7 protein-coding genes are annotated in these 11,194 nt (G+C 71.9%); 3 read left to right on the top strand and 4 right to left on the bottom strand.

Features of this window, described 5'->3' with window-relative positions; genetic code table 11:
- Positions 1-55 precede the first annotated feature (55 nt).
- Positions 56-1,054 (top strand): cyclase family protein, encoded by a 999-nt coding sequence (locus E2C05_RS03340; RefSeq protein ID WP_200305987.1) that lies wholly within the window; start codon positions 56-58, stop codon positions 1,052-1,054.
- Positions 1,055-1,072: 18 nt separating this feature from the next.
- Here E2C05_RS03340 and hydA read toward each other — a convergent pair whose 3' ends face one another.
- The gene (hydA, locus tag E2C05_RS03335; RefSeq protein WP_133218183.1) at positions 1,073-2,527 is read right to left on the bottom strand and encodes a dihydropyrimidinase; all 1,455 of its coding nucleotides are present in this window, start codon (positions 2,525-2,527) and stop codon (positions 1,073-1,075) included.
- 93 nt (positions 2,528-2,620) lie between these two features.
- On the opposite strand from hydA, the gene E2C05_RS03330 reads away from it, so the two are divergent.
- The gene (locus tag E2C05_RS03330; protein ID WP_133218182.1) at positions 2,621-3,880 is read left to right on the top strand and encodes a Zn-dependent hydrolase; all 1,260 of its coding nucleotides are present in this window, start codon (positions 2,621-2,623) and stop codon (positions 3,878-3,880) included.
- A gap of 229 nt (positions 3,881-4,109) precedes the next feature.
- Here the strand turns inward: E2C05_RS03330 and E2C05_RS03325 are convergent, their stop codons facing one another.
- Complete coding sequence (locus E2C05_RS03325; RefSeq protein WP_338045099.1) at positions 4,110-5,048, bottom strand: SDR family NAD(P)-dependent oxidoreductase; 939 nt, start codon at positions 5,046-5,048, stop codon at positions 4,110-4,112.
- On the opposite strand from E2C05_RS03325, the gene E2C05_RS03320 reads away from it, so the two are divergent.
- Positions 5,038-5,868: a tetratricopeptide repeat protein gene (locus tag E2C05_RS03320; protein ID WP_240046544.1), complete on the top strand. Its 831-nt coding sequence runs from the start codon at positions 5,038-5,040 to the stop codon at positions 5,866-5,868. The two genes, E2C05_RS03325 and E2C05_RS03320, sit on opposite strands and share 11 nt — an antisense overlap.
- A gap of 51 nt (positions 5,869-5,919) precedes the next feature.
- Here E2C05_RS03320 and fzlA read toward each other — a convergent pair whose 3' ends face one another.
- Together fzlA and gltB are read right to left on the bottom strand one after the other, a co-directional pair.
- Positions 5,920-6,588: an FtsZ-binding protein FzlA gene (gene fzlA / locus E2C05_RS03315; protein ID WP_133218179.1), complete on the bottom strand. Its 669-nt coding sequence runs from the start codon at positions 6,586-6,588 to the stop codon at positions 5,920-5,922.
- 65 nt (positions 6,589-6,653) lie between these two features.
- A complete protein-coding gene (gene gltB, locus E2C05_RS03310; protein ID WP_133218178.1) occupies positions 6,654-11,180 on the bottom strand; it encodes a glutamate synthase large subunit in 4,527 nt (1,508 codons plus the stop codon).
- Positions 11,181-11,194: the final 14 nt, after the last annotated feature.

Genomic DNA, 11,194 nt, shown 5'->3' with positions numbered 1-11,194 from the left:
CATCCTGGCTGCGGTGGGCGGCCCGTCCGCGCACCGCAGCGGGGAGGAGTCCACCATGAATCGCTTGATGTCGCGCCGCAGCGCGCTCTGGGGGCTGTGCGGCGGTTGCGCCGCGCTCGGCTCCGGCTTCCGGGCCACGCCGGTGCAGGCGCAGACCGCGGCCGCGCCGGCTGCCGCCGCCGGCCCGGTCCGCCCGTCCCGCTTCGGGCCGAACGACACCATCGGCAACATGAACCTGGTGACGCCGCAGAAGGCGATGGAAGCCGCAAGGCTGGTGACGCAGGGCCGCAGCTACCCGCTGGGCATCGTGGTGGACCGCAGCACGCCGGCCTATCCGCCGCGCAGCGTCAGCATCACCGTGCTGATGCCCGGCCAGGAAGGCGGCCGGACCTTCGGCACCAACAAGGTGTCCTACATGGACGACATGATCAACGGGTGGCTCGGCGTCGGGACCCAGCTCGACACCTTCGCGCATCTCGGGATCGACTACACCTTCTACAACGGCAACAAGGCGCAGGACTTCCTGCAAACCACCGGCGTGACGAAGCTGGGGGTGGACGGCGTGCCGCCCATGGTCACCCGCGGCGTGCTGGTGGACCTAGCGAAGTTCAGGAACAAGCCGCGCCTGGATGGCGGGGAGCTGGTGACGGCGGACGAGTTGCGGCAGGCCATGCAGCAGCAGAATATCCGCGTCACACCGGGCGACGTGGTGGTGCTGCACACCGGCTGGCTGTCCATGCTGGCGGAGAACCCCAAGCGCTTCGGCGACGAGGAGCCGGGGATCGACGGCGCCGGCGCGGAATTCCTCGCCTCTCTCCAGCCCTGTGCCGTCGGCGCCGACACCTGGGGCGTGGAGGCGGTGCCCTTCAAGGACCCGAACGTGCTGTGGCAGGGGCACCAGGTGCTGCTGGCGCAGAACGGCATCCACATCATCGAAACGCTGGACACCGCGCCGCTGGTCCGCGACGGCGTGACCGAGTTCATGTTCGTCCTCGGCCAGCCGCGCTATCGCGGCGCGGTGCAGGCCATCATCAACCCCGTCGCCATCCGCTGACGGGGCCGGCGTGCCGGGTCAGGCCGGCACGCCATCCACCGGGTTGAACCCGCCCGGGAAGACGCCGCGCGGCTTGATCATGGCGTAGGGGCCGCGCGGCAGGAACTGCCCGTGGCCGGGCGCGCCGACCACCTTCCCCTGCTCCACCACCGGCACGCCGCGTACCAGCGTCGTCTCCGGCCAGCCCGTCACCTCGATCCCCTCGAAGGGCGTGTGGTCGTTGGCGTCCTGCAGCAGCGCCTGGGTGATCGTCACCTTCCTGGCGGGGTCCCAGATGGCGATGTCGGCATCGCTGCCGACCGCGATGGTCCCTTTCCGCGGATGCAGGCCGAACAGCTTCGCCGCATGCGTCGCGGTGATGGACACGAAGGTCGGCAGGTCGATGCGCCCCTTCGCCACGCCCTCGCTGAACAGGATGGGCATGCGCGCCGCCAGGCCCGGCAGGCCGTTCGGGATCTGGGTGAAGGGCGCGCTCTCCCCGAAGGCGGATTTCCCATCCGCGCCGGCATAGCGCGTCGGCGCGTGGTCGGAGGTGACGTTCTGGATCACCCCGCGGCTGATATGGTCCCACAGCGCCGCCTGGTCCGCCTTGCTGCGCGGCGCCGGGCTGCACACGTACTTGGCGCCCTCGAAGCCCGGGCGGTCCAGGTCCTCCGCGGTCAGCACCAGGTACTGCGTGCAGGTCTCGCCCCAGACCTTCAGGCCGCGCGCCTGCGCCCGCTCGATCTCCTCCGCGCTCTCGGCGCCGCTGACATGGAAGACCTGGATCGGCACGTCCAGCGCCTCGGCCATGGCGCAGACGCGGTGGACGCATTCGCGCTCCACCACCATCGGCTTGGCCCAGGCATGGTATTTCGGCCAGGTCAGCCCGGCCTTCAGCAGCGCCCTGGTGTGGAACTCGATGAGGTCATGGTGCTCGGCATGGATGCAGACCAGCGCGCCCAGCCGCCGTGCCGCGGCCAGCACCTCCAGCGCCTGGTCGTCGGTGATGCGCGCGCCGGCATAGGTCAGGAAGATCTTGAAGCTGCGATGCCCGGCCTCGACCAGCTTCGGCACCTCCTGCTCCATGATCTCCGGCCGCGGGTCGGTGAAGATCATGTGGAAGCTGTAGTCGATGCGGCTCTGCGCCGCGCGCGCCATGTGCTCCGCCACGCCCTGCGCGATGGACCCGCCGCGTTCCTGCCGCGCGAAGCCGATCACCGTGGTGGTGCCGCCCACGGCGGCCGAGGCGCTGCCCGAGGCGAAGGTATCGGCGTTGCGCGTCGGGCCGCCGCGCGGCTCCTCGATATGCGTGTGGCTGTCCACGCCGCCGGGCAGCACCAGCTTGCCGCGCGCATCGATCTCCTTCGCGCCGGGGCCGAGGCCGCGCGCCAGCGCCACCACCTGCCCGCCCGCGATGCCGACATCGCTGTCGAACACGTCGCTGGCGGTCGCCACCCTGCCGTTGCGGATGACGAGGTCGAATTCGGGCATGGCTGTGGCCTCCGGGCGCGTCGTGATCCCTGCACGCATTGCAGCCCAGGACCCCGCGCGCCACAAGGGCAGCGGCAGCACCGGGGGACAGGCATGGCGGATTCGGCGATGCGGCTGGCGGGCTTGGTCTTCGCCGCCCTGCGCGAGGCATCGGAGGATCCGCCCGGCGTCACCCGCGCCAGCTACGGCCCGGGCGAACGCGCCGCGCATGCCATCCTCCGCGCCGCGGCCGAGGAAGCCGGGCTGGAGGTGGATTGCGATGCGGTCGGCACCTTGTGCATGACCCTGCCGGGTGCCGATCGCGACCTGCCGGCGCTGGTCATCGGCTCCCACCTCGATGCCGTGCCGCATGGCGGCAACTATGACGGCGCGGCGGGCGTGGTCATGGGCCTGGCGCTGGCGGCGGAGCTGCGGACGCAGGGCCGCATGCTGCCGCGCGACCTGGTCGTGCTGGGCATCCGGGCGGAGGAGATGTGCTGGTTCCCCATGCTGTATCTGGGCAGCCGCGCCGCCTTCGGCCTGCTGCCGCCGGATGCGCCGGACACGCTGCGCCGCACCGACAGCGGCCGCACGCTGGCCGCGCATATGGAGGAGGAAGGCTTCGATCCCGATGTCATCCGCCAGGGCCGCGCCTCGCTGGACCCGCGGCTGATCCATGCCTTCCTCGAGCCGCATATCGAGCAGGGGCCGGCGCTGGTGCAGGCCGGGCTGCCCGCCGCCATCGTCACCGGCATCCGCGGCAGCCTGCGCTACCGCAGTTGCCGCGCGACCGGCGCCTGGGGGCATGCCGGCGCGGTGCCGCGCGCCGGGCGGCGCGATGCGGTGCTGGCGGTGGCGGCGCTGGCGACGGCGCTGGAGGAATTCTGGCGCGCGACCGAGGCGGCCGGCCGCGACCTGGTGCTGACCATGGGCGAATGCTGGACCGACCCGGCGCTGCACGGCCCCACCAAGATCCCCGGCGAGGTCCGCTTCAGCCTCGACATCCGCAGCGAGGATCCGGCGGTGCTGGAGGAGGCAGGGGCGCTGCTGCGCGACCAGGCGGCGCGGATCGAAGCCGGGCGCGGCGTGACGATCGACTACGGCGCGCCCCTGCCCGTCCCGCCCGCCACCATGGATGCGCGGCTGCGCGCCGCCCTGCAGCGCGGGGCGGAGGCGGCCGGCGTGCCGGTGCTGCAGATGGCGTCCGGCGCCGGGCATGACGCGCTGACCTTCGCCGGGCTCTGCGTGCCCACCGCCATGCTGTTCATCCGCAACACCGGCGGCAGCCACAACCCGGAGGAAGCGATGGACCTGGCGGATTTCCGTGCCGCCTTCGCCGTGCTGGCCGCCGCCGTCGGGGAGATCGCGGCCTGATCCGCCGCCGGGCCTCGCAAAAGGGTGGCGACGGCGGATCCCGCCGCGAGCCCCGTGCACGGCACGGTCCGCGGGCCGGCGGGTTCATGGGCCGGCATGGCGCCGTCCTGACCACGGCCGGAAGGACGCGGCCCGCGGCAGGGCGGGGCGGCCTGGACGGGCCGACCCGCCGCGCCAAAGGCGACCGGGGTCGGCCTGCGCGGCCCCGCAGGCCCCCCCCCCGCAGGCCCTATGCCCCGGCGAGGATCGCCCGCAGCCCCTCGCGGTAGCTGGGATAGCGCCAGGCGATCCCCAGCGCCCGCTTGGTGATGGCGTTGGCCACCTTGCGGTTCTCCGCCCAGAAGCTGCGCGCCATGGGAGACATGCCCGCGACCTGCGCCTCATAGGGCACGGCCGGCGGCGGCGGCACGCCCAGCAGCCGCGCCGCCTCCTCCACCACCGCGGCGCTCTCGGCGGGTTCGTCATCGACCAGGTGCAGCACGCGCAGGCCCGGCGGCACTGCCTGGCGCATCGCCGCCAGCACGGCCAGGGCGATGTCGTCGCGGTGGATGCGGCCGAACAGATGGCCGGGCCGGATCGTGCGCCGGGCGGTGCCGGCGCGCAGGTCGTCGAAGCTGCTGCGGCCGGGGCCGTAGATCCCGCCGGCGCGGAACAGGTCCACCGCACGCCGGTCGGCCAGCGCCGCCCAGGCCTGCTCGGCCTCCAGCCGGCGCAGGCTGCGCGGCTGCCCCGGGGCGGGCGGCGTCGTCTCCTCCACCCAGGCGCCGCCGCGGTCGCCATAGACCCCGGTGGTGGACAGGTAGCCGATCCAGCGCAGCGCCGGTGCGGCCCGCACCGCCGCGGCATGCGCCAGCAGCACCGGGTCACCGGCCTCCCCGGGCGGGGCGGTGACCAGCAGATGGGTGGCGGCGCCGATCGCCGCAGCCGCCGCGTCGAAGGCCACGACCCCGACGCCGGGCGGCACCGCCGCGCGCGCCGGGTCGCGCGCCGTGCCGGTCACCGCCCAGCCCGCCGCCGCCGCCGCTGCCACCGCCGTGCCGCTATAGCCCAGCCCGGCGACGACCAGCCGCCCGGCGGGTTCCAGGGGATTGCCCAGGTCCTGCTCCGTCATGGTGCCGATCTGGCGCGGAAAGCGGCGCTCCGCTAGGGTCCGCGGCGTGAGACGCATCCGCACCGTCCTGCTCGGCGCCCTGGCCGCCGTGCTGCTGGTGGCCCTGGCCGGGACCGCGCTGGTCCTGCTGCCGGGCCCCGAGGCGGAGGCGGCCGCCGAGCCCCTGCCCCTGCCGCCCGACCTGCCGCGCCTCGCGGCCGGGCCGCAATACGACGAATGCCTGGGGCTGCTGCGCAACGATGCCGACGGCGCCCTGGCCTTCGCCGAGACCTGGGACGCTGCCGGCGGCGGGGAAGGCGCCAAGCACTGCGCCGCCCTGGCCCTGCTGGCGCTGGGGGAGGCGGAGAAGGCCGGCGAGCGGCTGGAGACGCTGGGGCGGCTGAGCCGCGCGCCCAGCATCGCCCGCGCCGCCGTCTATGCCCAGGCGGTGCAGGCCTGGATGCTGGCCAACCAGTCCGGCCGCGCCTTCGCCGCCGCCACCATGGGGCTGACCATCGCCCCGGGCGACCTGGACCTGATGCTGGACCGCGCCGTCGCGCTGGGGACGCTGGGCCGCTACCAGGATGCGCTTGAGGACCTGGACCGGGTGCTGGCCACCGCGCCGGACCGGGCGGAGGCCTGGGTGTTCCGCGCCGCGGCGCTGCGCCGGCTGGACCGGGTGCCGCTGGCGGCCGAGGCGGTGGACCGCGCCCTGGCGCTGGCGCCCGAGAATGCCGAGGCGCTGCTGGAACGCGGGATCATCCGGCAGTTGCGCGGCGATACGCGCGGCGCCCGGGCCGACTGGGAACGAACCATCGCCATCGCGCCGGACAGCGCCGCCGCCGACCTGGCGCAGCAGAACCTGGCGCTCAACGAGGCCGGGCCGCAGCGACGCTGAGCGGGCCGCGCCGGACCGCTGCCGTGTCGCCGGCCACGGCCGGAAGCGGCTTCAGAAATCCAGGTCGGCATAGTGGGCGGGCGGGGTGATGCCGCTGACCCGTTCGGCCAGCAGGGCGCGGAAGCAGGGGCGCGACTTGCAGCGGGCGTACCACTCCTTCGCCGCCTCGTTCAGGCTCCAGTCCAGGTCGCCGACATAGTCCAGCGCCGAGAGATGCGCCGCGGCGGCGAAATCCGCCAGGCTGACCGAGGCGCCGGCGAGCCAGGACCGGGTTTCCGCCAGCCAGCCGATATATTCCAGGTGCGGCCGCAGGTTCTGGTAGCCGGCGCGGATGGCCGAGGCATCCGGGTTGCCGCGCCCCAGCAGCCGCTTCATCTGCTTCTCGAACAGCAGGTTGCGGGTGACCTCGGCGTTGAACTTGCCGTCGAACCAGGCGACCAGCCGCCGCACCTCGGCGCGTTCCGCCAGGGTGCGGCCGAACAGGCCGGTATCCGGGTAGGCCTCGTCCAGGTATTCGCAGATGGCGTAGCTGTCGGCGATGGCGAGCCCGTTCGGCTCCTGCAGGACCGGCACCTGGCAGGCCGGGTTCATTTCCAGGAATTCGGGCCGCCGGTCCCAGACGCGCTCGACGCGCAATTCGAAGGGGATGCGCTTCTCCGCCAGGGCAAGCCGGACCTTGCGGGCGAAGGGCGAGAGCGGCAGGTGATAGAGGATGCGCACGGGCCGCCTTATGCCACCCGTGCGCCAGGGGGGAAAGCGCCCGCGGGCGCCTTCGCCGGCCGTTCCTACTCCGCCGCGACGGCGGGCGCCTCCTCCATCGGCACGGGCAGGTACTTCGCGTATTCCTTGGGCACGATGTGCCAGAACAGCCCGCGCTCCTGGGCCCAGTTGTTCAGCAGCCGGGCACCGAGGCGCGAGCCCGTCTCCTGCACATGCCGCTCCACCAGCCCCTTCAGAACGCCATCCCAATGGGCGGAGGCGAGGCGGGACCAGCGCAGCGTGTCCGGGTTGACCCGCTTCTCGAAGGTCTCCTCCGGGTCATAGACGAAGGCCATGCCACCGGTGAAGCCGGCGCCGAAATTGTCGCCCACCGGCCCCAGGATGACCACCGTGCCGCCGGTCATGTATTCGCAGCCATTGGCGCCCACGCCCTCGACCACCGCCGTCGCGCCGCTGTTGCGGACCGCGAAGCGCTCGCCGGCCTGGCCGCCGGCGAAAAGCTCGCCCGCCGTCGCGCCGTAGAGCACGGTGTTGCCGATGATGCTGTTCTCGTTCCAGACGAGGGAGGAGGAGGGCGCCGGCCGCACCACGATGGTCGCGCCCGACAGCCCCTTGCCGACATAGTCGTTGGCGTCGCCGAAGACTTCCAGCTTGAGTCCCTGGACCGCGAAGGCGCCCAGCGACTGGCCGGCGCTGCCGCGCAGCCGCACCTTCAGGTGGCCCGGCTGCAGCCCGGCCATGCCGAATTTCCGGGTGATCTTGCTGCTGATCTTGGTGCCGATCGCCCGGTGGGTGTTCCGGATGTTGTACTGCAGCTGCATCTTCTCGCCGTGCTCGAACAGCGCCGCGGCATCGCGGATCATGTCGGCATCCAGCGTCTCCGGCACCTCGTTGCGGCCCTGCAGCGTGCAGTAGCTGGCATGCCCGCCCGAATCCGCCTGCACCAGCAGCGGGTTGAGGTCGAGGTCGTCCAGGTCCTCCGACCCGCGGCTGACCTGCTTCAGCAGGTCGGTGCGGCCGATGACGTCGGTCAGCTTGCGGAAGCCGAGGGAGGCGAGGATCTCCCGCACCTCCTCGGCCACGAAGCTGAACAGGTTGATCACCTTCTCCGGGCTGCCGGCGAATTTCTGCCGCAGCGTCTCGTCCTGGGTGCAGACGCCGACCGGGCAGGTGTTGCTGTGGCACTGCCGGACCATGATGCAGCCCATGGCGACCAGCGACGCCGTGCCGATGCCGAATTCCTCGGCCCCCAGCATGGCGGCCACCACCACGTCGCGGCCGGTCTTGATGCCGCCATCGGTCCGCAGCTTCACGCGGTGCCGCAGCCGGTTGAGCTGCAGCACCTGGTGCGTCTCGGACAGCCCCATCTCCCAGGGCAGGCCGGCATACTTGATGGAGGAGACGGGCGAGGCGCCGGTGCCGCCCGAATGGCCGGACACCAGGATCGCATCGGCCTTCGCCTTGGCCACGCCGGCCGCGATGGTGCCGATACCCGAACGCGACACCAGCTTCACGCAGACCGTGGCATCAGGGTTGATCTGCTTCAGGTCGTAGATGAGCTGCGCCAGATCCTCGATCGAGTAGATGTCGTGGTGCGGCGGCGGCGAGATCAGCGTCACGCCCGGCGTCGAATGCCGCAGCTTGGCGATCAGCCCGGTCACCTTGAAGCCGGGCAGCTGCCCGCCCTCCCCGGGCTTGGCGCCCTGGGCGACCTTGATCTCGATCTCCTTGCAGTTGTTCAGGTACTCGGCCGTCACGCCGAAGCGGCCGGAGGCGATCTGCTTGATGGCGCTGTTGGCGTTGTCGCCATTCGGCCGCGGCCGGGCGCGTGCCGGGTCCTCCCCGCCCTCGCCACTGTCGGAGCGGGCGCCGATGCGGTTCATGGCGATCGACAGCGTCTCATGCGCCTCCGGGCTGAGGGCGCCGAGGGAGATGCCGGGCGCGACCAGGCGCTTGCGGATCTCCGTGATGCTCTCGACCTCCTCGAGCGGCACCGCCATGCGCCCCTCGCTGCGGAAGTCCAGCAGGTCGCGCAGCGCGACCGGCGGCAGCTTGCGGACGGCTTCGCTGTAGCGCTTGAAGGTGGTGTAGCTGTCGGTCTCGACCGCCTTCTGCAGCGTGTGGATCAGCCCGCCGTCGAAGGCATGGCTCTCGCCACGCTTGCGCAGCTTGTAGAGGCCGCCGACCGGCAGCGTCACCACCTCGGCATCCCAGGCGGTGCGGTGCAGCGCCAGCACCCGCCGGGCGATACCCTGCAGCCCGATGCCGGAGATGCGGGACGGGATGCCCGGGAAGAATTCCGCCACCAGCGCGCGGGACAGGCCGATCGCCTCGAAATTCATGCCGCCGCGATAGGAGGACAGGACGGAGATGCCCATCTTGGACATCACCTTCAGCAGGCCCTTGTCCACCGCCTTCTTGTAGCGGGCGACGCATTGTTCGAGCGAGACATCGCCGAACAGGCCGCGGCGATGCCGGTCGGCGACGCTCTCCTGCGCCAGATAGGCGTTCACGGTGGTCGCGCCGGCGCCGATCAGCACCGCGAAATAATGCACGTCGACGCATTCCGCGGTGCGGACATTGACCGAGGTGAAGGTCCGCAGCGAGGTCTTCACCAGGTGCGAATGCACCCCGCCCACCGCCAGGATCATCGGGATCGGCGCGCGCTCCGGCCCCTGGTGCTCGTCGGTCAGGACGATATGGGCGCAGCCGCTGCGCACGCCCTCCTCCGCCTCGCGCCGGATGCGCTCCAGCGCGCGGCGCAGGCCGGGCCCGCCCTCCGCCGCCGGCCAGGTGCAGTCCACCTCGCAGGCGGTGGCGCCCATGTACTGCCGCATGGCGGCGAATTCGGCGTTGGACAGCACCGGGCTGTCCAGCATCAGCATGTCGCACTGGGTCGGGTCCTCGTCGAGGATGTTCCCGAGATTCCCGAGGCGGGTCTTCAGCGTCATCACCCGCGTCTCGCGCAGCGAGTCGATGGGCGGGTTGGTCACCTGGCTGAAGGTCTGGCGGAAATAGTGGTGCAGGCCGCGATACTGGCCGGACAGCACGGCGACGGGCGTGTCGTCGCCCATGCTGCCCACGGCCTCCTGTGCCTCCTCCACCATCGGGTGCAGGATGGTCTCCAGCTCCTCCAGCGTGTAGCCGACCGCGAGCTGGCGGCGGCGCAGCGCCTCCCCCTGGAAGGCCACCGGCTCGCCCGCCTCGGCCCGGACGATGCCGTCGATGCGGATGGTGCGGTCGGTCCACTGGCCGAAGGGCCGGCGGGCGGAGAGCATGTCCTTCAGCTGGGCGTCGGAATAGAAGCGCCCGTCCTGCAGGTCCACGCCGATGCACTGGCCGGGGCCGACGCGGCCCTTGGCGACGATCTGCTCCTCGGAGACCTTCACCATCCCGGTCTCGGACCCGACGATCAGCAGCCCGTCCGCGGTCTGGGTGTAGCGCAGCGGCCGGAGGCCGTTGCGGTCGAGGCCGGCGACCACCCAGCGGCCATCCGTGCCGCAGATGGCGGCCGGGCCGTCCCAGGGCTCCATCACCGCGTTGCAGTAGAGGAAGAAGTCGCGATGCGCCGCCGGCATGGTGGCGTTGTTGCCGATGCTCTCCGGGATCAGCATCGCCTTGGCCATGGGCGCGTCGCGGCCGCCGCGCACCAGCAGCTCGAAGACGTTGTCGAGCGTGGCGGTATCGGACCCGCCGGCCTGCACCACCGGCTTGATGTCGTCGAGATAGGCGTCGAGCGAGGGGTGGGAGAGCCGCGTCTCGTGGCTCTTCATCCAGTTGGCGTTGCCATGGACCGTGTTGATCTCGCCGTTATGGGCGATGGTCCGGAAGGGCTGCGCCAGCCGCCAGGTCGGGAAGGTGTTGGTGGAATAGCGCTGGTGGTAGATCACGAAGCGGCTGACGAAGCGCTCGTCCACAAGGTCCGGGTAGAACTCCGTCAGGTGCTCCGCCAGGAACATGCCCTTGTAGATGACCGAGCGGCTGGAGAGCGAGCAGAGATACAGCTCGGGGATCTGCGCGGCGATCGCCTGCCGCTCGATCCGCCGGCGGATGACGTAGAGGTCGCGCTCATAGACCGCCTCGTCGCGCTGCTCCGGGTCGTAGATCAGGATCTGCTCGATCTCGGGGCGGGTGGCATTCGCCTTCTCGCCGATGCAGGCGACGTTGATCGGCACCTGCCGCCAGGAATAGATGGCGTAGCCGGCGGCCAGGATCTCGGTCTCGACGATCTGCCGGCAGCGCTCCTGCGCGCCGAAATCGGTCTTCGGCAGGAACACCATGCCGACCGCGATGCGGCCCGGCCGCAGCCGGTCGCCGCCGCGCTGCACCACCTCGGCGAAGAAATCCTGCGGGATCTCGATATGGATGCCGGCGCCGTCGCCGGTCTTGCCATCGGCATCCACCGCGCCGCGGTGCCACACCGCCTTCAGCGCGTCGATGCCGGCCTTCACCACGGCGCGGCGCGGCTGGCCGTCCAGCGCGGCGACCAGGCCGACGCCGCAGGCATCGTGCTCGGTCAGGTCCAGATGCGCTTCGGCGGCCAGGCGGGCGGCCTCGGTCGGGAAGCGGGCGGCGAAATCGGTGGCGCTCATGATGGCTCGCTCCG

Source organism: Paracraurococcus ruber (assembly GCF_004353985.1).
Classification (GTDB): domain Bacteria; phylum Pseudomonadota; class Alphaproteobacteria; order Acetobacterales; family Acetobacteraceae; genus Paracraurococcus; species Paracraurococcus ruber.
Note: the sequence above shows the minus strand (reverse complement) of the source record. Positions and strands in the feature narration are given on the sequence as shown.

Bases quoted from the DNA above. Each gene is read 5' to 3' on its own strand.
- hydA (WP_133218183.1), bottom strand. From the start codon at position 2,527: ATGCCCGAATTCGACCTCGTCATCCGCAACGGCAGGGTGGCGACCGCC.
- E2C05_RS03325 (WP_338045099.1), bottom strand. From the start codon at position 5,048: ATGCGTCTCACGCCGCGGACCCTAGCGGAGCGCCGCTTTCCGCGCCAG.
- E2C05_RS03330 (WP_133218182.1), top strand. From the start codon at position 2,621: ATGGCGGATTCGGCGATGCGGCTGGCGGGCTTGGTCTTCGCCGCCCTG.
- E2C05_RS03340 (WP_200305987.1), top strand. From the start codon at position 56: ATGAATCGCTTGATGTCGCGCCGCAGCGCGCTCTGGGGGCTGTGCGGC.
- gltB (WP_133218178.1), bottom strand. From the start codon at position 11,180: ATGAGCGCCACCGATTTCGCCGCCCGCTTCCCGACCGAGGCCGCCCGC.